The organism is Schaalia sp. ORNL0103 (assembly GCF_019429565.1).
In the GTDB taxonomy this organism is placed as follows: Bacteria; Actinomycetota; Actinomycetes; order Actinomycetales; family Actinomycetaceae; genus Pauljensenia.
Window position 1 is genome coordinate 645,043 of sequence record NZ_JAHXSA010000001.1, and the last position, 19,532, is coordinate 664,574.

Consider the following 19,532-nt stretch of genomic DNA (forward strand, 5'->3'; position numbering starts at 1 on the left):
GCTTCCTAGGATAGTTGATCAGTCCCACCATGCCCACCACCACCGCATGGATGATCCGTCTCGAATGAGCACACGCATTTCATCCGGCGGGACCGCATCCGCGCCGAGGCCAAGCACCGAGGCGAGGGTCAGCCAGTGCTGGTAGCTCGGATAGCGCTCCTCGTCGATGGGAGATCCGGTGTGAGCAATGATCGCAGATTCGGGGACGAGCACCGTGTCGATGCTGACGCGTTCGTCTCGTCGTGGCGCGCGAATGACGTAGCCTTCGAGACTGAGCCCGTCGATGCGGGAGGCGGCCCGTAGGAGGTCTACGATCCGTGGGGCGTTGTTCTGCCGATCGTTGCGCGCGTCCTTCGGCAGCAAGGATGCGAGCCGACGGGCATCCGTCCCCGATAGGTCCGCGAAGCGCGCGTAGTCGCCCAGGTCCCACCCATCGCACAGGTAGGGAGCTAACAGAGCGGAGATGCCTCGATCCTCAAGCCAGCGAGGTGGGCCGTACATGCCTTCGGGGCAGGGCTCCTCCTCATTGAGCATGACGTTGCAGGTGGCGGGCAGCGTGATCGTTGTGTGCATGATGCTTCCTTGTCGTTCGAGACGGAGCGCCGATGCTCCGACACGGACAGGATCATGCACGCGAGGACGTGGCGGCCAGCGCCGCGGCACACCCTGTGGATAACGGGAGAGCCGCCAGGTGCCCTGTGGATAAAACGCGTCGGCCCCGCGCCCATGTGGATGGGGCGGGGCCGACGAAAAAGACGACTACTTCGGGAACTGTCCGCGGTCGACCTGCGGGCGAGGCGAACGCCAGCGCCGCGGCATGATCATGCGGGAGAATGCGTAGTAGGCGGTGCCGGAGGGAATGTCCTCGCGGGGGTGTGCCTCGGTGAAGACACGCTTGATCTTGCGCCACACGAAGAATGCCTCGATGGCGGTGATGATGAAGGATCCGTACATGAGGATGGACGAGCCATAGAGCATGTAAGCCTGGTACTGCAGCGGGACCTTGTTGCCGAACATCGACAGCACCATGATCAGGATGATGGACACCATCATGACGGCGAGAATCCACTCGGAGAAGGAGTGTCGCGCGTCGACGTAGTCACGCACGAAACGACGTGCGCGTCCCTTGTCGCGGGCCGGCAGGTACTTTTCCTCGCCGGTGATCATCGCGCGCTGTTCAGCGTCGAAACGCGCGTTGCGGGCGGCGCGGGCGGCACGCTTGGCCTCCTTGCGGTCCTTGGGGACCAGGGGGCGGATGCGGGCGGCCTCGGCTGCCTTACGCTTCGGCGTGGGGCGGCCTTTCTTGCCGTCGGGCGTCGTGGAGACGGGCTCGACATTCATCGAGGTCTCGTCGTTGTTGTTCTTGCTTCGTCCAAACACGCTTCAAGGCTAGCGGATAGCCCACCCGCCTCGCACTCCCATGGTCTACCCTGGTCGTATGGCTGATACTTCACATGCACTGTCCACGTCCGTTTTGAAGGAGCGCCTGGAGGCTGCTTTCCCGTCCCTGCTGGAGGAGCTCACGCAGCTCGTTGCGATTCCGTCGGTGTCGTCGGATCCCGCTCATGCGGCTGACGTGGAGCGCAGCGCTGAGCATATCCGTGAGCGTTTCGCCGCTCTGGGCTTGGAGGCCAAGGTTCTCCGTGAGACCGCCGCTGATGGCACCGAGGGCAAGCCTGCCCTCGTCGCGCACACGCCTCACATCGAGGGCGCGCCGACCGTCCTGCTGTACGCGCATCACGACGTGCAGCCGGTGGGCGAGCTGAGCCGCTGGAGCATGGACCCCTACAAGGCTGAGGTTCGCGGCGATCGCATCTACGGCCGTGGTTCCTCCGACGACGGCGCCGGCATCACGGTGCACCTCGGTTCCCTGTCGATTCTGGGCGATGACCTGCCGGTCAACGTCGTCGTATTCATCGAGGGCGAGGAAGAGATCGGTTCCCCCTCGTTCACGGCGTTCCTCGATGCCCACAAGGATGAGCTCGCCGCCGACGTCATCGTTGTGACGGACTCGTCGAACTGGAAGGTGGGCGAGCCTGCCGTCACGTCGACGCTGCGTGGCAACGCGATCGTGACCATCGACGTGACCGTCGCCGATCACGCGGTGCACTCGGGCGCGTTCGGTGGCCCGCTGCTCGACTCCGTCGCGATTTCCTCGATGCTCATCGCCTCGCTCTTCGACGAGAAGGGTGATGTGGCGGTGCCGGGCCTGGGCGGCTCGGATCACGCGGACGTGGATTGGCCGGAGGAAGAGCTGCGCGCCGCGGCCGGCATGGTTGAGGGACTGCAGCTGGCGGGCTCGGGTGACATCGCCGCCCGTATGTGGACCAAGCCGTCGATCTCGGTGATCGGTTTCGACGCTCGCCCGGTCTCCAACGCCTCGAACACGATCGCCCCGCACACGCGCTTCCGCCTGTCGATGCGCACCGTGCCGGGTGTGGATCCCACCGAGGCTCAGGCGAAGCTCGTCGACTACCTGCTCTCCCATGCGCCCTTCGGTGCGCGCGTCGAGGTCACCGCCGAGGACGCGGGAGCCGGCTACCAGGCCGACATGGATTCCCCTGTTACGAAGGCTCTGCACGAGTCCCTTACCGAGGCCTGGGGCGTTCCCTCGGTCAACATCGGTGTGGGCGGCTCGATCCCGTTCATCTCGGACTTCCAGCGCATCTTCCCGAACGCTCAGGTCGTCGTCACCGGCGTCGAGGATCCGCTGACGAACGCCCACTCTGAGGACGAGTCGCAGTCGATCTCCGACCTGAAGGCCGCGATCCTCGCCGAGGCGCTTCTGCTGACGCGCGTGGCGTCCCTGTGAAACGTGTCGTTGTCGCCGGTCGGTGGGATGGGGGAGTTCCCGCCGCGCCGACCGGCGAGGCGCTCGACGCCATCCGCCGGGGTGTCGTAGCCGGCGCTTCGGAGCCGACAGTGCTCACGGCTCCGTTCGGAACCGGACCCACCTTCGACGAGGCCGTGGCTGCGTTGGGTTCCCAGGCCTCGTTCGTGCGCGTGCCCACCCAGGCCTCGTCGTCGCGCGAGGCGGGCGAGCGCGTGGCGGATGCACTCCGCAACGGCGGCACCGTGATTGTCGAAGGTGGACATAATTCCTCTCCCGATTGCGGCGTCGGGTTTCTCGAAGGTCTCCTGGATGTCCCCAGCATCGATCCGAGGCAACCTGAGGCATTCGCCGATGCCCTCACGCGCGCGCAGAGCCTCGTGGCCGAAGCGGGTGTGGACCTCGTGTGCGCGGCTTCGACCCAGCGCCCGCTTTTGGGCCTCGACTCGGTGCTCGCCGTTGCTCCAGATCTGGAGCCGATTGAGGCACAGGACACCGCTCTTACTGCCGCTCTCACGCAGGCGTTCGCCCATCGTCCGCTCGGGCGCCACCAGCTGCTCGACGGAGCGGACGTGCACCCGGCACGCCAGCGTGGTTCCGGCGCTGGCGGCGGCGTTGGAGCCGTCATTGCGGCCATCGGTGGGCGCATCGCATCGACGGGGGATCTTTTGTCGTCGCTACTGGGCTTGGAAGCGATCATCGATGGCGTCGATCTCGTGATCGTCGCCGAGCCCGAACTGGCCTCCCCGGTGCTCGCTGAGTCGACCCTTGACTGCGTGGCTCGCGTTGCTGCGACGCATGCCCTGCCGGTTGTCGCCATCACCCACAGGTCCAGCCTGTCGCACTTTGAGAAGGCCGAATGGGGGCTTCACGGTGTCTTTGAGACGGAGGGATCCGTCACGCTCGAAGACGCTGGACGCCGCGTCGCCCGTACCTGGTTACGCTAAGCGCGCACTCCACCCGTGGCGCAGGGCGCCTGCGGGGGAGTAGTGTGTCAAGCGAATACATCTATTCGTCACGAAAAGGAGCATCATGTCCGAGTCCGCAATTCAGGCTCCCACCCACGAGGTCATCCTCACCGACGTCGCCGCTGCGAAGGTCAAGAGCCTCCTCGAGCAGGAGGGTCGCGATGACCTGCGCCTGCGCATTGCCGTTCAGCCGGGCGGCTGCTCCGGCCTGATCTACCAGCTGTACTTCGACGATCGCACGCTCGACGGCGACGCGATTCGTTCCTTCGACGGCGTCGAGGTCGTCGTCGACCGCATGAGCGTGCCCTACCTGAGCGGTGCCACGATCGACTTCGCTGACACGATTGAGCGTCAGGGCTTCACGATCGATAACCCGAACGCCCAGAACACCTGCGCCTGCGGTGAGTCCTTCCACTGAGCAGAAAGAACACCATCTCATGATGTCCTCTCTGCGCCGCTTCGGTGCCCTCGCCGGCGCAGCCGCGCTTGTCCTCGGACTCGCGGCATGCACTGACGCGACCTCGTCGTCTACGTCTTCCGCCCCCGCGGACATCGATTACTCCGCCTGCTCGACGGACGATTCCGCCGAACAGGTCGCGAACGTTGACCGTAGCGGCAAGGGTAACTTCCCGGCTGTCTCCGGTGACGACACCCCCGTGATCGCCGCAGGCAAGGGAAGCGAGCCGACCGACAAGGTCCTTGTCAAGACCCTCAAGCAGGGTGACGGAGCGGTCGTGTGCCCGGGCGCGACGATCAAGGCGAACTACGTGGGCGCCCTGTGGGACGGCACCGTTTTTGACTCGTCCTACCAGCGCGGCGAGGCCAGCGAGTTCTCCCTTAACCAGGTCGTCAAGGGCTGGACCTACGGCCTGGCGCACACCCACGTCGGCGATCGCGTCGAGCTCGTGATTCCGGCCTCTCTCGGCTACGGCGACCGGGCGAATGCAAAGATTCCCGCTAACTCGACCCTCGTCTTTGTCGTGGATATCGTGGGCGTCGCGACGCAGGACGTCGCAGATGACTCCGTTCTCAGCAGTGGAGTCGCGACCGACGAGGAGCTTCCCGCGGGGATCACCGTTTCCGGTGACCCCGGCGCCGAGCCCACCCTGACGATCGACGAAAGCGTTGCTGCCCCCACCGAGCAGAAGATGTACACGATTTACAAGGGCACGGGAGAGGCGCTGACCTCTGATCAGACTGTCCTGTACAAGCAGGTCGTTGGTGGTTTTGGCGCTAAGGGCCAGACTCAGTCGTCGTGGAGCCAGGAACCTCTTGAGGCTCCCGTCGCGCAGGCTGATCTCGTGGGAGTGACCGTGGGATCGCGCATCCTCATCGTGGCCCCGATCCCGCCTCAGGAAGCGCAGTCCGGCCAGGAGGCGACCCCCACGCAGGCGACGGTCTTCGTCGTCGACATCGTGGGTACTTCTTCGATGCAGTAACCGCGTCACGGCCTTGGTCGACGGTAGCGGGCGGCTCCCAGTGGGGGAGCCGCCCGCTACCCGTTAGAATGGGGTCATCGCGTCGATTTGGCCGACATATGCAAGGAGAGCTTCCATGAGTGAAGAAACCGTCACTATCCTGGTTTTCAGCGACGACAAGGATCGCCGTCACGCCGTCGTCAACGGCATTGGCCTGCGTGCTTCCAAGGACACGCCCCGCATCGAGTGGGTCGAGGCCGCAACCGGTTTCGGCGTTCGCGATGCGTTCGATCAGCAGGATTTTGCGTTGCTGATCCTCGACGCTGAGGCGAAGAAGGAAGGCGGCATGTCCATCGCTCAGGACCTGCGCGAGACCCGTGACGGCGTTCCCCCGATCGTTTTCCTGACCGCCCGCGCCCAGGACGAGTGGCTGGCTACGTGGGCCGGAGCAGCCGCCGTCGTGGCCGATCCGATCGACCCGATCATTCTTCAGGAGACCGTCGCCGACGTGCTGCGCGGAGCCAAGTGATGGCCACGCAGGAGTGGGCACCGATTATTGCTGCCCTCACCGCCGGAGAGAGCCTCGACTACGGCCAGGCGTACTGGCTGATGGACCAGGTCATGAGCGGCGAACTCGGCGAGGCTCGTCTCGCGTCGTTCCTCACCGCGATGGCCATCAAGGGCGCCACGGTCGATGAGATCCACGGCCTGGCCGACGGCATGCAGGATCATGCGGCGCACGTCGAGCTGCCCAGTCGTGCTCTAGACATCGTGGGTACGGGTGGAGACGGATACAAGACCGTCAACATTTCGACGATGTCCGCCATCGTGCTCGCCGCGATGGGGATCCCGCTCGTCAAGCACGGTAACCGTGCATCGACGTCGAAGTCTGGCTCCGCGGACGTTATCGAGGCGCTCGGTGTCAACCTTGACCTCGATGCCGACGCGCTGCGCCGCGTCTTTGACGAGGTTGGCATCGCGTTCCTTTTCGCGAACAAGATGCATCCGTCGATGCGCTTTGCGGCCCCCGTGCGCCGCTCTCTCGGCTTCCCGACGGCGTTCAACGTGCTGGGGCCGCTGACCAACCCGGCACGCGTGCAGGCCTGCGCGATTGGTGCGTCTCGCGAGGAGAACGCGCGTCTCATGGCGGGCGTGTACGCGTCGCGCGGGCTCAGCGCACTCGTGTTCCGCGGCGCGAACACCGGCCTCGACGAGCTGACGACGACCGACGCCAATCAGATCTGGCTCGTGTCGGGTGGAGCGGTTGTGGAAACCGTGTTCGATGCGCGCGAATCCCTGGGCATGGCCTCCTCCTCGATTGAGGACCTCGCGGGTGGCGAGGCGGCCGAGAACGCGGCCGTCGCTCGCGACGTCTTGTCGGGCGGTGGGGCGGACGCGGTTCGCGACGCCGTCGCCCTCAACGTCGGAGCCGGCATCCTGGCCTGGGAGGGCCTGGAGAACCCTGTGACGCGCTCCGATTTCGAGCCTCGCATGCGCGGCGCTGTCGAGCGCGCCCTGGCGGCGTTGGCCGACGGTTCGGGCGCTCGACTCATCGAGCGTTGGGTGGCTGCTTCGAACGCGTAAGAGAAATGCCTGCGTCAGGTGCGCGGGTCGTGACGCTGCTGGGCGGTTGCGTGGGCTAAAAGCTCGCGCAGCCGCCCGTCGCGTAGCGGGCTGTCGACGGGCTGCGCCCAGGGGAGGGAGCCGTTCCATTCGACGAGGCGTGTCCCTTCGCGGCACAGCTCGGCGCACAGGAGTGACGTCTCCGCCCACGAGGCGACGGATGCGGCCATCCCACCGGTCTCGATCGGCTCCGTGGAGGTCAGAACATCGATCCACGGCGACGGGTCGGAGCGCGGGGGCACGACGACCGAACTGAGGTGGCGGCCGTAAGAGGCGACATGCAGAATCCAGCCGAGTTCTCCACCGTCGCGACGCGCGCCCCAGACGATACGCGGGGCCGCCAGGATGGGGCGCATGGTGGAGCGCTCGACACCCGCGATGTAGGCGCTCAGTTCGTCGCGCGCTCCAGCCGCCGCCTCGAACAGCCCCTGTGTGGACAGGCGCTCCATCAGAGAAGTGAGCGCGTTTGGCACCGCTAATGACGAGGCTTCCACGGCCTCGTCGACGATGGTGCCCGAGGAGTCGTGATCGGCCTGGGCGAGGACCCGCTCGATCGCTCCTGCAGCCCGCTGTGCGTGCGCGCGCGTCCCGAAGGGACCGAGGGCGCGGGGCAGGTCGTCGAGCGTCACGGACGGAACGACGCGGGGGCGACCGGCCTCGGCGATAACCCAGTGCTGGGATCCCTGACGCCTCGACGCGGAGTTGTAGGGCGGGGCGAGGGCCTTGATGTCGCGCAGTTCTCGGATCCTCGCCTCGAGAATTGAGGCGGTCGGATAGGGGCGCACTCCCGCGGCCAGGGACACCATGCGCTGCACCTTCGGGCGCTTTTCTGCTTTCGTGTAGTAACTGCCCACGCGCGACTTCAGGGACGAGGCCGACCCCACGTAGAGGGTGTCTCCCGCGGTATCGATGAAGTGATAGACCCCGGGAGAGGTTGGCAGGTCCGTGACGAAGTCGGGCGTTGATGGGCGCCGCGCCGGAGCCTGATCCGTCAACACGATCAGGTCCTCCACATCGGTCGCGCCAGCTACGGCGAGCAGGTCGATGAATCCCAGGAGGATCTCTGCCGTCGCGCGCGCGTCTCCGAGTGCTCGGTGCTCGGGAACGGTGGTGGTACCGAAGTAGGAGGCGACCGTGCCCAGTTTGTGGTTGCGCACGAGCGGGCGTGGCAGGGCGAGCCGAGCGAGTGCCAACGTATCGACGACGCGCACGCGCGGCCACGGGCGCGCACACGTGCGGGCCGCACGGCGGAGGAAGCCCACGTCAAAGGACGCGTTGTGCGCAACGATGACGGGGGAATCCGAAGCTCCAAGGCCTGACCACTCCATGAAGCGTTCCAGAACGGATGCGATCGGGTCCGCGTCGGCCACCATCGCGGGAGTGATGCCGGTCAGAGATGTGATAAACGGTGGAATCGGACGCGAGGGCTTCACGAGGGAAGAAAACTCGTCCACGACTGCTCCGTCGCGGACGCGCACAGCGCCGATCTCAGTAATTTCTGCGCCTGCCCCCAGGCCTGTCGTCTCGAGGTCGACGACGACCCAATGCCCGCCCGAGGCCGGCGTCCCGACGGCATCGAGGCTGGGTTGAAGCTCCACCGACGAGGCCCTCGACAGGGCCGCAGAGACCGCTGATCGAGCGAAAGGACGAGCCGATTCGCCGGGCGCTATGGTTTCCCCACAATCGCGCACGGGAGTTCGTTTCGTCATACAGTTGATACTAATTCGTTCGCGCGCTCGCGCGCCCGTCGAGACTTCAGGAGTGACAGTGGCGTTCTATCAGGCTCTCAAGGCGACCGGCAGCCCCATTCTGAAGGCGGCCTATCACCCGTGGATCCGAGGCAAGGAGAACATTCCCGCCGAGGGACCCGCTATCCTCGCGTCCAACCACAACGCCGTGTGGGACTCGGTATTCCTGCCGATGATGCTTGACCGTGAGGTCGTTTTCATGGGTAAGGCCGACTACTTTACGGGCACGGGTCTCAAGGGGTGGATGACAAAGGAATTCATGCGCGCCGTCGGCACCATCCCCGTTGACCGCACCGGCGGACGCGCTTCGGAGGCGGCACTGAAAGCGGGACTGAAGCGACTGCGCGAGGGCGAGCTCTTCGGCATCTACCCAGAGGGTACCCGCAGCCCCGACGGGCGGCTGTACCGTGGCAAGACCGGCGTCGCGCGCCTCGCACTCCTGTCCGGCGCCCCCGTTATCCCGGTGGCCATGATCGGCACCCATGCGGCGCAGCCCATTGGCCAGAAGATTCCCTCGCGCACGAACATCGGCATGGTGATCGGTGAGCCCCTGGACTTCTCGCGCTACCGTGGCCTCGACAAGGACCGCTACGTCCTGCGTGCGATCACCGACGAGATCATGTACAACCTGATGCTCCTGTCTGGCCAGGAGTACGTGGACCTGTACGCCGCCGACGTGAAGGCTCAGCTGGCAGCCGAGGGCGCTTTCGAGGGTCCCGTGCCCTCCAACGGCCGGCCCGCGCCCGGTGGGCGCACCGCCCCCGAGGTGCCCGTTCCGACCGCTCCCGAGGAGGAGGGCAGCGAGGACGAGAAGGCCTCGGACAAGGAGTAACAGGGCCGGGCCGTCACCGATGGTTGGTGCGTGCAATCGCGTTTCGTGGGACGGGCGTCCTTGGCGAAACGTGATGTGGGCCGGGTAGAATGAACTGTGCCCTGCGCACGCGCGCGGGCCCGTACCTAACCAACCTGAGAAAGGTGACATTCATGTCGGTCCGTCGTGTTGCCCTGCTGACCGCAGGTGGCTTCGCCCCGTGCCTGTCCTCCGCCGTCGGTGGACTCATCGAGCGCTACAACGAAATTGATCCCACGGTTGAGATCATCGCTTACCAGAACGGCTACCACGGCCTGCTCACCGGCAACTACGTGCTGGTGGACGAGGAAGCGCGCAAGCACGCCGCCGTCCTGCACCGCTTCGGCGGCTCCCCGATCGGTAACTCCCGCGTCAAGCTGACGAACAAGAAGAACCTGGTCGAGCGCGGCCTCGTGTCCGAGGATGAGGATCCGCTGCAGAAGGCCGCCGAGCAGCTGCGCGCCGACGGCGTCGACGTCCTGCACACCATCGGTGGCGACGACACCAACACGACGGCCGCCGACCTGGCCGCCTACCTGGAGGAGCACGACTACCACCTGACCGTCGTGGGCCTGCCCAAGACGATCGACAACGACGTTGTGCCGATCCGCCAGTCCCTGGGTGCATGGACCGCCGCTGAAGAGGTCTCCGAGTACTCCCAGAACGTCATCGGCGAGCACCGCTCCAACCCGCGCATGCTCATCATCCACGAGATCATGGGCCGCCACTGCGGTTGGCTGACGGCCGCCGGTTCGAAGTGCTACCACGACTGGCTGAAGACCCAGGAGTGGGTGCCCTCGATCGGCCTGTCGCAGGAGCGTTGGGACATCCACGCCATCTTCCTGCCCGAGATGAAGATCGACCTGGACGCCGAGGCTGCGCGCCTGAAGGCCATCATGGATGAGCAGGGCAACGTCAACATCTTCCTGTCCGAGGGCGCCGGCGTCCCCGAGATCATCGCGGAGATCGAGGCTGCCGGTGGCGAGGTCCAGCGTGACCCCTTCGGTCACGTCAAGCTCGACACGATCAACCCCGGCCAGTGGTTCGCCAAGCAGTTCGCCGAGAAGATCGACGCCGAGAAGGTCATGGTCCAGAAGTCGGGCTACTTCTCGCGTTCCTCGCGTGCCAATGCCGACGACCTGCGTCTCATCAAGTCGATGACCGACCTCGCCGTCGAGTGCGCCTTCAAGGGCGAGTCCGGCGTTATCGGCCACGACGAGGAGGACGGCGACCGCCTGAAGGCCATCCCGTTCCCGCGCATCGCGGGCGGCAAGCCCTTCGACATCTCCCAGCCCTGGTTCCTCGAGATGATGGCCGAGATCGGCCAGACCGTCGAGCCTGCCGGCGAGTGAGTCGCTTCGCGTGATTCCTTCGATCACTCCCGGACGCGGCGGAGAGCCTGTGCGCAAGCCTCGCTCCCGCCGCGTCCCCGAGCGTCTCTGGTCGCCCGAGTCTGGGGATCTTGCTCCCTGGGACACGTGGCGCGGCCTGGACGCTGCCCAACAGCCTTCCTACGCGGACGCGGAACACCTCAGTGACGTGACGGCGCAGCTGCGCCGTCAGCCGCCGCTCGTGTTCGCCGGGGAGGTTGACGACCTGCGCACGTGGATGGGTGCGGCTGCCCGCGGCGAGGCCTTCGTCCTGATGGGCGGGGACTGTGCCGAGACCTTCGCCGAGGCGACGGCGGACCATGTGCGCCTGAAGATTCAGACGCTGCTGCAGATGGCGGTCGTCTTGACGTACGGCGCTTCGCTGCCGGTCATCAAGGTCGGCCGTATCGCCGGCCAGTACGCTAAGCCGCGTTCGTCGGATATGGAAACGCGCGACGGCGTCACGCTGCCCAGCTACCGCGGCGATGCCGTGAACTCCTTTGAGTTCACTCCCGAAGCGCGCGAGCCCGACCCGCAGCGCCTGCTGTCGCTGTACAACCACGCGGCTTCGACCCTGAACCTTATCCGTGCCTTCACGAAGGGCGGTTACGCCGACCTGCGCCAGGTGCACCGCTGGAATCAGGGTTTCATGTCGAACCCGGCCTATGCGCGCTACGAGTCGCTGGCAGAAGACATCCACCGGGCGATCAAGTTCATGGGTGCCGCGGGCGTTGACTTTGAGACGCTGCGCGACGTGGACCTGTTCTCGTCGCACGAGGCGCTGCTGCTCGAGTACGAGTCGGCGATGACGCGCATTGATTCGCGGACGGGCGAGCCCTACAACACGTCTGCCCATTTCCTGTGGGCGGGGGAGAGAACGCGCGAGGAGGAGGGCGCTCACATCGAGCTGCTGTCGCGCGTTCGCAACCCGATTGGGGTTAAGCTCGGCCCGTCGACCACGCCGGATCAGATGCTCTCGCTCATCGATCGCCTCAACCCGGATGGTGAGGAAGGACGCCTGTCGTTCATTACGCGCATGGGCGCCGGCCGCATCCGCGAGGCGCTTCCGCCGCTGCTGGAAGCCGCGCGTGAGGACGGTCGTCCGCTCACGTGGATGACGGATCCGATGCACGGCAACACGATCACGTCGTCGACCGGCTACAAGACGCGTCGCTTTGAGACGGTCATGGACGAGGTGCGTGGCTTCTTCGAAGCACACGAGGCCGCGGGAACTGTCCCGGGCGGCTTGCACGTCGAGCTCACCGGTGACGATGTCACCGAGGTGATCGGCGGCAGTGAGCACATCGATGACGAGTCGTTGCGTGACCGTTACGAGACGCTCGTGGATCCGCGCCTGAACCACCAGCAGAGCCTGGAGATGGCTTTCCAGGTCGCACAGTACCTGGCGAAGGGTTCCTCCGCCGAGGAGTGAGTTCACCGCACATAAGTTCCCCGGCCTCGTCTGTCATGGACGAGGCCGGGGATACTTATGACGGGCGAGTGTCTCGGGCGCGTTCAGACGATCGTGATCGTGACGACGCTGCCCTTTTTCAGCATTGTTCCGGCGGCGGGATCGGTCTGTCGGACGGTTCCGAAGAAGCCACCGAGGATTGCCTCCTCCTGCACGGTGAACCCGGCTGCCTCGAGGGCGGCGCGAGCATCCTGGCGCTGGCGGCCGACGACGTCGGGCACCGCGACCTTCTCGGGTCCCTTCGACACCGTGTAGGCGACGGTGTCGCCACGGTGCAGGATCGTGCCCTCATTGGTCTGCTGCGAGATGACCTGGCCTTCGGCGACCGTGTCGGAGAACGCCTCGGTCGGCGTAGCCACGAGGCCAAGGCCCTCAATGGAGCTCTTTGCGGCATCGGCGCTCATCCCGTTCAGCGACGGTACGGTGAGGGGCTCACGGCCCTTCGACAGCACCACATCGACGGCGCTGTCGTGCGCCAGCTGTGAACCAGAAGCCTGGGACTGTGAGATGACCTGGCCCTGCGGGACGTCCTCGGAGTATGCATCGGTGATGGCACCCAGGGCGAGGCCGGCATCGGTAAGGGCCTTGCGTGCGTCCTCCTGGTTCTTACCGACGACGTCAGGGACCGTCTTCATGTCCACGCCCTTGGAGACGTGGAGCTGGACCTCGGCGCGCTTGTGGACGGGCTCGCCGCCTTCCGGATCGGAGCGAGTGATTGAACCGGCAGCGACGTCGTCAGAGAATTCCTCCTCAACGGAAGAAGCAAGTCCCATCGCATTCAGCTCGGCCTGAACATCCGCGAGGGGACGACCATCCGTCGCGGGCATGGTCAGGTAGGAGCCTGGGCCGTATTCGGTCCACCACCAGCGTCCGCCAACGACTGCGGCGGCGAGGAGCAGAACGATGAGGGTAGCCCACAGGGCGGCGCGCTTGTACGTCTTGGTACCGCCGTTCTCCGAAGCATTGGGAAGCGGGGCCGACGTGTGGACAGTGGCGACCGTCGATGGCGCCGGGAGGGGCAGAGGCCTCGTAAACTGAGCCGAGATCAGCTCGGTGTTGAGCGCGCTCGTTTCCGAGGCGCCCGCCCGGTCAGCCGGCGCGATGTCCGCGCGGCGGTTGGCCAGCTCCGACGGAATGGTGGCAGCAGCGCGAGTGACGAGGTCGATCGCGTCCGAGGCATCGGCGGGGCGCGATGCGGGGTCGCGGGCGGTCAGGGCAGCGACGAGGTCGTCGATCTCTCTCGGAATCCACGGCTGGGTCTCCGACGGGCTGGGTACGTCGTCGGAGACGTGATGCGTCGCGATCTGCAGAGGTGACTCACCCGCCCACGGAACGGAGCCCGTCAGCATTTCGTAGAGCATGATGCCGACCGAATAAATGTCTGAGCGTGCGTCGGCTTGAGCGGTCGTCGCGATCTCCGGGGCGATGTACGCAACCGTGCCGAGCATGTTGCCCGTCGAAGACATGGACACTTCGGAGGCAGCTCGTGCGAGACCAAAGTCGGTCACCTTCGCGGGTCCGTCGGACGGAACGAGAATGTTTTCGGGCTTGACGTCGCGGTGAATAACGCCGACGCGGTGGGCGGCGCGCAGAGCCTCAAGAATGTCAGTCGTGTAGCGCAGAGCCTGCGGGATCGTGAAGGCACCCTGCGCGCGCAGCAGCTGGCGTAGGTTCGTGCCGTCGATGAGCTCCATGACGAGGAACCCCTGGCCTGTGACCACGCCCTGGTCAAACACGGAGACGACGCCGGGGTGAACGATGCGCGCGGCGGAGCGCGCCTCGCGGCGGAAGCGTGCGACGAAATCCTCGGAGTCTGCCAGGTGCGGGTGCATGACCTTGAGGGCGACGGGGCGATCAAGGCGTTCATCCTGCGCGATGTAGACGGTGGCCATGCCGCCACGCGCCAGCCTGCGCGTCACCCGGTACCGTTCGTCGACGAGGAGGCCGATCAACGGGTCCGTCTGGTCGAATGTTTGTTCATCGCTCACTTGCTTGATTCTATGGGAGTTTTCGCGAAATCATGGGAAGTGCCCACGTCGGTGCGGCGCATGAATGGGGTAGTCTTGCGCTCATGACCAGTGTTGATATCACCGTGCTCTCCACCGACGAGGTCTGCCGTCTCCTCGGCATCGAGGAACGCCGCCTCAAGCAGCTGATCCGCGATCGTGTGCTCATCGAAGCGCGCGACGCCAGCGGGGCGCGCGGCGTCCCGCAGGAGGTTATCGTCAAGGGCGACAACGGGTGGGAGCCGCTGCCGTTCCTGCAGGGCACACTGACTCTGCTGGCCGACGACGGCTTCACGGCGGAGGAAGCAGCGGCGTGGCTGTACACCGTGCAGGACGAGCTGGGCGAGCGCCCGATCGATGCGCTCACCTCGGGCCGTCATCACCGAGTGAATCGAATCGCCTCGACGCTGGCCTTCTGAGGCTAGCCCGTCTTGTCAGGCCCGCCTGGCGGTCAGGATTGAGCACAGTTCGCGCAGCATGGCGCGAGCATCCTCATCGAAGGTGCTGGCCTCGAGGGCGGCGTCTCCGTCGGCGACGAGCCGTGCAATTTCGGCCTCGTGCGCTGCGCGCCCGTTGCGCTCCACGATGTCGGTAGCAGTCGCGATCTGCTCTGCCGAGGCCTCGGCCACCCCGAGGACGTCGGTGAGGGCGCGCCGCTCGGCGGGGGAGGAGGCCTCCCACGTGAGCGCCAGGAGTGCGGTGCGCTTTCCCTCGCGCAGGTCGTCGCCGGCCGGCTTGCCTGTCACTGCCGGGTCTCCGAAGACCCCGAGATCATCATCGCGCAGTTGGAAAGCCAGGCCCCACGGGGTCAGAATCGTCTCGAGAACATCGAGCAGGTCGGCGACGCAATCGAACGATGAAGCTCCGCAAATCGCGCCGAGGAGCGCCGGGTGGACGACCGAGTAGTGGGCCGACTTGTGCAGTGCCACCTCGAGCGAGTCGCTCGTGCTGAGTGCATCGGTGCGCTCAGGATCAAGCGGGGTTTGTTCGGCGGTGATGTCGAGGTACTGGCCCAGCGCGACCTCCGCGTGCATATCGGCGAACCGGCGCGAAAAAGCACGCGCGCAGTCCTCGCGCAGGTCCAGGGCCTGTTCGTCCGCGGCAGCCGTTGCCGCCGAAAAGAGGAAGTCGCCGACCAAAATAGCACCGTGTCGACCGAAGTCCGTCGATGATCCGATCCACGACTGTACGGCGTGGTAATCCGCAAGCGTGCGGTGAGGGGTGGGCATGCCGCGTCGTTCGTCGGCCTTGTCGATGATGTCGTCGTGGACGAGGGCGCTCGCCTGATAGAGCTCCAGTGCCGCGCTGAGATGGGGGAGCGAGACGTTCTCGATGGATGTTCCGGAACTGAGTGCGTAGCCCACGTGGGCCATGAGGGCGCGGAAACGCTTTCCTCCGGATACGGAGGCGAGGACCGCACGAGAGAACTCCTCAGAACGGTCGGAAGTGCCTGCGCGGGCGAGGAGATGTGCGAGGCTGGTGGCCGTCGCCTCGTCGATTGATGGACGCAGCGTTGCGAAACTGTCGCTCAGAGTCATGAGGCCACTCTAACCGAGGTTCGAGTGCACGCGTGAGCCCAAGGCGGGGGATCCTCACACCTACCGTCAGGAAAACTAAACGGCAAGGCACTAGACTTGGCGCTGGTATGCCGATTTGCAATCGGCTCCGTTGTGCATGCCCATCAATGAAAGGGACCCGTGTGAGTGCATCTCGCGCTTCGGCAAAGGACTCCGCGACGACTGAGGAAACCACGGAGGTGAAGACCCCCGCGAAGAAGACCACGCGCGCCAAGAAGGCTGCCGCCACGGTCGACGCGGCGAGTGCTCCCGCCGAGGAAAAGAAGTCTGCTGCGAAGAAGGCCTCGGCGAAGAAGGCTCCCGCGAAGAAGGCTACTGACGCTGCAGATGCCGAGCCGAAGGCTACGGCAAAGAAGGCGACTGCTAAGAAGGCCACGAAGAAGACTGACGGCGCCGCGGAGACCGAGAAGAAGGCTCCCACGAAGAAGACGGCTGCTAAGAAGACGACGAAGAAGGCTGACGGCGCCGCGGAGACCGAGAAGAAGGCACCCACGAAGAAGACTGCCACCAAGAAGACCGCGAAGAAGGCTGACGGCGCCGCCGAAGAGAAAGCGACGAAGAAGCCCGCCGCGAAGAAGACGCGCGGTCGCAAGAAGAAGGAAGAAGAGGTCGTCGAGGAGGTCGTCGAGGAGCTCGTTGAGACCGTCGACGAAGACTTCGAGCCGACTGGCGAGGACCTTGAGGACACCGAACTCGATACTGAGACCGTCGACGAAGAAGAAGCTGACGCAGAGGACGAAGCGGAGGAAGAGGATCCGAAGCTCGCTGAGGGCGCCGCACTTCGTGAACGCACGAACGACGGCATCCACGTCAAGGGTGGCTTCGTCGTCTCCGATTCCGATGAGACCGACGAACCCGTCCAGCAGGTGACGGTTGCCGGCGCAACCGCCGACCCTGTGAAGGACTACCTCAAGCAGATCGGTAAGGTCTCCCTGCTGAACGCCGAGCAGGAAGTGGACCTCGCCCGCCGTATCGAAGCCGGCCTTTACGCCGAGTACAAGCTGAAGAACCAGGCCGATGAGATGACCAGCCGCGAGCGTCGCGAGCTGCACTTCCTTGCACAGGACGGTCAGCAGGCGAAGAACCACCTGCTCGAGGCGAACCTCCGCCTCGTCGTGTCGCTGGCCAAGCGCTACACCGGCCGCGGAATGCAGTTCCTGGACCTGATCCAGGAAGGCAACCTGGGCCTCATTCGCGCTGTCGAAAAGTTCGACTACACGAAGGGCTACAAGTTCTCGACCTACGCCACCTGGTGGATTCGTCAGGCGATCACCCGCGCGATGGCGGACCAGGCTCGCACGATCCGCATCCCTGTCCACATGGTCGAGGTCATTAACAAGCTCGCGCGCGTCCAACGTCAGATGCTCCAGGACCTGGGTCGCGAACCCACTCCCGAGGAACTGGCTAAGGAACTCGACATGACCGCCGAGAAGGTTGTCGAAGTTCAGAAGTATGGTCGCGAGCCGATTTCGCTGCACACACCTCTCGGCGAGGACGGCGACTCCGAGTTCGGTGATCTCATCGAGGACTCCGAGGCCATCGTGCCCGCGGACGCCGTGTCCTTCACCCTTCTGCAGGAACAGCTCCACCACGTCCTGGACACGCTGTCCGAGCGTGAAGCTGGCGTCGTGTCGATGCGCTTCGGCCTGGGCGACGGCCAACCGAAGACTCTCGATGAGATTGGCAAGGTCTACGGCGTGACGCGCGAGCGTATCCGCCAGATTGAGTCCAAGACCATGTCGAAGCTGCGTCACCCCTCGCGTTCGCAGGTTCTGCGCGACTACCTCGACTGACGCGCTATCGACATATTCGAGGGCCGGGAACAATCGTTCCCGGCCCTCGTGACAACATCGTCACAATGCGTGCATGTGCGGGTGGCATCGTCGCGTATTGAGGTTTTCGTAGGGCAGGATGATCACATGCTTGAGGGTGCACTGATTCTCGTTTTGACCGTCGTTCTGGTACTCGTCGTCGCTGGCGGCGTCGTCGCTGTGCTGGCGCTCTCGCGCCGTAGCGCGGACGAGTGGAAGGGCGTCATCAAGCGAGAGAGCGAAGAAATCGCCGACGAGGTGAAGACCCATCACTCGCTACCCAAGCGTGCCTCCTCCTCACCAGACGGACCCGTGGTTCCGCGTACGGCGTCCCTGCACTCGCTCCTGCAAAGTGCTGACTCGAAGAGTGCCTACTTCGACGCTGACCGTCTACCCGGCATCGACCGTCTCGAAACTGTGACTGACCGCGTGAGCGTGCGGTTTGACCGTAGCCGTCGTAGTGCTGACGGAGGCGGCGAGTCCGTGCAGGAGTCACCGCAGTCATAAGGCAGTGATGCCGCACTCAGCTTTTCTGTCAAGAGCGTCCATAGGGGATAATGACCCTATGGACGCTTTTATTTCCACCCTCCAATCGCCGTGGGCAGTCGTTATCGCCCTGGCTGTCGCCGTGCTTATCGGCGTCGTTATTTGTCTTGTCGTGAGTTCGCGTCGCCGTCCCTCGCAGGACGTGACCCCTCAGCCGCAGGCTCAGGCTCCCGTCGAGGCTCGTCCCGATTCGCCTGCCGAGGCGTCGCTTGATACAGCGGACCAGCCTCGAGCGGGTCCGGTAGATGAGCTCGAGCCCACCCCCGAGCAGAGCCCTGAGGCTCCCGCAACCCCGGCCTCGTCCATCGAGCGCCCCGAACCCGTGCGCGGCCGCATGGAGCGCCTGCGCGAACGCCTCGCGTCTTCCGGCTCGCTGGGGCGTGCGATCCTCGGCGTTCTCAGCCGCGGCCAGCTCGGTGCCGCCGACTGGGAGGAGATCGAGGAGTCTCTCCTCATCGCTGACCTCGGCCTCGAGGCCACTGACACGCTGATGGAAGCCCTCAAGCGTCGCGTCGCGGTCGAGTCCGTGACTGACGAAGCGCGCATCCGCGAGATCCTTCGCGAGGAACTCCTCGCCCTCGTCGATCCCTCCATGGATCGCTCACTCAACCTCGAGCGCCCCGAGGTCGACGGCTCCGTCAAACCCGCAGTCGTCCTGATGGTCGGTGTGAACGGCACCGGAAAGACCACGACCGTTGGCAAGCTCGCGCGCATTCTCGTCGCGGAAGACAAGTCCGTGATTCTGGGGGCCGCCGATACCTTCCGCGCGGCCGCCGCCGATCAGCTGGCGACGTGGGGCGAACGCGTTGGCGTCGATGTCGTGCGCAGCGACCGCGAGGGTGCCGACCCAGCCGCTGTTGCTTTCGAAGCCGTGCGCGAAGGTGTCGAGCGTGACGTCGACGTCGTTCTCGTCGACACCGCGGGACGCCTGCAGAACAAGTCCACGCTGATGGACGAGCTCGGCAAGATCAAGCGCGTCATGACCAAGCAGGCCCCGGTTTCCGAGGTCCTCCTGGTGCTCGACGCGACCACCGGCCAGAACGGCATGAAGCAGGCCGAGGTCTTCGCGGAAGCTACCGGCGTGACCGGTATCGTTCTGACGAAGCTCGACGGTTCCGCCAAGGGTGGCATCGTCGTCTCCGTCCAGCGTGCGCTGGGCGTTCCCGTCAAGTTCGTCGGCCTCGGCGAGGGGGCCGATGATCTGGCCCCCTTCGATCCGCAGGGCTTCGTCGACGCGATCGTGGGTTCCGCGCAGGGCTGAACCCCGCCACCATGACGCGTGCCTCGGCCCCGGTGAGACGACTCCCGGGGCCG

The 19,532-nt window shown here is 65.3% G+C and carries 18 protein-coding genes; 13 read left to right on the forward strand and 5 right to left on the reverse strand.

The annotated features are described in order from the left end of the window. Positions 1-18: 18 nt before the first annotated feature. Positions 19-573, reverse strand: a complete 555-nt coding sequence (locus JJJ16_RS02850; protein ID WP_219751306.1) for a hypothetical protein — start codon at positions 571-573, stop codon at positions 19-21. A gap of 186 nt (positions 574-759) precedes the next feature. Then, on the reverse strand, positions 760-1,341 hold the full coding sequence (locus JJJ16_RS02855; protein ID WP_219751959.1) for a DUF3043 domain-containing protein: 582 nt from the start codon (positions 1,339-1,341) through the stop codon (positions 760-762). Positions 1,342-1,438: 97 nt separating this feature from the next. On the opposite strand from JJJ16_RS02855, the gene JJJ16_RS02860 reads away from it, so the two are divergent. The 6 genes from JJJ16_RS02860 (at position 1,439) to trpD (ending at position 6,800) form a co-directional block, all read left to right on the forward strand. Further along, entirely contained in the window at positions 1,439-2,812 is a 1,374-nt protein-coding gene (locus JJJ16_RS02860) for a M20/M25/M40 family metallo-hydrolase (RefSeq protein WP_219751307.1), read from the forward strand. Beyond that, complete coding sequence (locus JJJ16_RS02865; protein ID WP_219751308.1) at positions 2,809-3,777, forward strand: glycerate kinase; 969 nt, start codon at positions 2,809-2,811, stop codon at positions 3,775-3,777. The genes JJJ16_RS02860 and JJJ16_RS02865 overlap by 4 nt, the downstream gene beginning before the upstream one ends. An 85-nt stretch (positions 3,778-3,862) precedes the next feature. Continuing rightward, positions 3,863-4,216: an iron-sulfur cluster insertion protein ErpA gene (gene erpA / locus JJJ16_RS02870; RefSeq protein WP_003795276.1), complete on the forward strand. Its 354-nt coding sequence runs from the start codon at positions 3,863-3,865 to the stop codon at positions 4,214-4,216. A 19-nt stretch (positions 4,217-4,235) separates the two neighbouring features. Further along, entirely contained in the window at positions 4,236-5,237 is a 1,002-nt protein-coding gene (locus JJJ16_RS02875; RefSeq protein WP_219751309.1) for an FKBP-type peptidyl-prolyl cis-trans isomerase, read from the forward strand. A gap of 115 nt (positions 5,238-5,352) precedes the next feature. Further along, positions 5,353-5,745, forward strand: coding sequence for a hypothetical protein (locus JJJ16_RS02880; protein ID WP_219751310.1), 393 nt, complete (start codon positions 5,353-5,355; stop codon positions 5,743-5,745). Further along, positions 5,745-6,800 carry an anthranilate phosphoribosyltransferase gene (gene trpD, locus JJJ16_RS02885; protein WP_219751311.1) on the forward strand — a complete coding sequence of 352 codons (1,056 nt, stop codon included), beginning with the start codon at positions 5,745-5,747 and terminating at the stop codon, positions 6,798-6,800. Before JJJ16_RS02880 ends, trpD begins: the two co-directional genes overlap by 1 nt. Before the next feature lie 14 nt (positions 6,801-6,814). On the opposite strand, the gene JJJ16_RS02890 is transcribed toward trpD, so the two are convergent. After that, entirely contained in the window at positions 6,815-8,548 is a 1,734-nt protein-coding gene (locus tag JJJ16_RS02890) for an exonuclease domain-containing protein (protein ID WP_225904970.1), read from the reverse strand. Positions 8,549-8,606: 58 nt separating this feature from the next. Between JJJ16_RS02890 and JJJ16_RS02895 the strand changes: the two genes are divergently transcribed. The 3 genes from JJJ16_RS02895 (at position 8,607) to JJJ16_RS02905 (ending at position 12,239) form a co-directional block, all read left to right on the forward strand. Continuing rightward, positions 8,607-9,419, forward strand: a complete 813-nt coding sequence (locus JJJ16_RS02895; RefSeq protein WP_034467755.1) for a lysophospholipid acyltransferase family protein — start codon at positions 8,607-8,609, stop codon at positions 9,417-9,419. 152 nt (positions 9,420-9,571) lie between these two features. Beyond that, the gene (locus tag JJJ16_RS02900) at positions 9,572-10,789 is read left to right on the forward strand and encodes a pyrophosphate--fructose-6-phosphate 1-phosphotransferase (protein WP_034467758.1); all 1,218 of its coding nucleotides are present in this window, start codon (positions 9,572-9,574) and stop codon (positions 10,787-10,789) included. A gap of 10 nt (positions 10,790-10,799) precedes the next feature. Continuing rightward, positions 10,800-12,239: a class II 3-deoxy-7-phosphoheptulonate synthase gene (locus JJJ16_RS02905; protein WP_219751312.1), complete on the forward strand. Its 1,440-nt coding sequence runs from the start codon at positions 10,800-10,802 to the stop codon at positions 12,237-12,239. Positions 12,240-12,322: 83 nt separating this feature from the next. On the opposite strand, the gene pknB is transcribed toward JJJ16_RS02905, so the two are convergent. Next, on the reverse strand, positions 12,323-14,266 hold the full coding sequence (gene pknB, locus JJJ16_RS02910) for a Stk1 family PASTA domain-containing Ser/Thr kinase (protein WP_219751313.1): 1,944 nt from the start codon (positions 14,264-14,266) through the stop codon (positions 12,323-12,325). Between the two features lie 83 nt (positions 14,267-14,349). Here pknB and JJJ16_RS02915 point away from each other — a divergent pair, with 83 nt between their 5' ends. Beyond that, complete coding sequence (locus JJJ16_RS02915; protein WP_219751314.1) at positions 14,350-14,703, forward strand: Rv2175c family DNA-binding protein; 354 nt, start codon at positions 14,350-14,352, stop codon at positions 14,701-14,703. 15 nt (positions 14,704-14,718) lie between these two features. Here the strand turns inward: JJJ16_RS02915 and JJJ16_RS02920 are convergent, their stop codons facing one another. After that, positions 14,719-15,822, reverse strand: a complete 1,104-nt coding sequence (locus JJJ16_RS02920; RefSeq protein ID WP_219751315.1) for a polyprenyl synthetase family protein — start codon at positions 15,820-15,822, stop codon at positions 14,719-14,721. A gap of 146 nt (positions 15,823-15,968) precedes the next feature. Between JJJ16_RS02920 and JJJ16_RS02925 the strand changes: the two genes are divergently transcribed. From JJJ16_RS02925 to ftsY, 3 genes are all read left to right on the forward strand, one after another. After that, on the forward strand, positions 15,969-17,654 hold the full coding sequence (locus tag JJJ16_RS02925; RefSeq protein WP_219751316.1) for an RNA polymerase sigma factor: 1,686 nt from the start codon (positions 15,969-15,971) through the stop codon (positions 17,652-17,654). 126 nt (positions 17,655-17,780) lie between these two features. Next, positions 17,781-18,179 (forward strand): ABC transporter, encoded by a 399-nt coding sequence (locus JJJ16_RS02930; RefSeq protein ID WP_219751317.1) that lies wholly within the window; start codon positions 17,781-17,783, stop codon positions 18,177-18,179. 58 nt (positions 18,180-18,237) lie between these two features. Continuing rightward, a complete protein-coding gene (gene ftsY / locus JJJ16_RS02935) occupies positions 18,238-19,479 on the forward strand; it encodes a signal recognition particle-docking protein FtsY (RefSeq protein WP_219751318.1) in 1,242 nt (413 codons plus the stop codon). Positions 19,480-19,532: the final 53 nt, after the last annotated feature.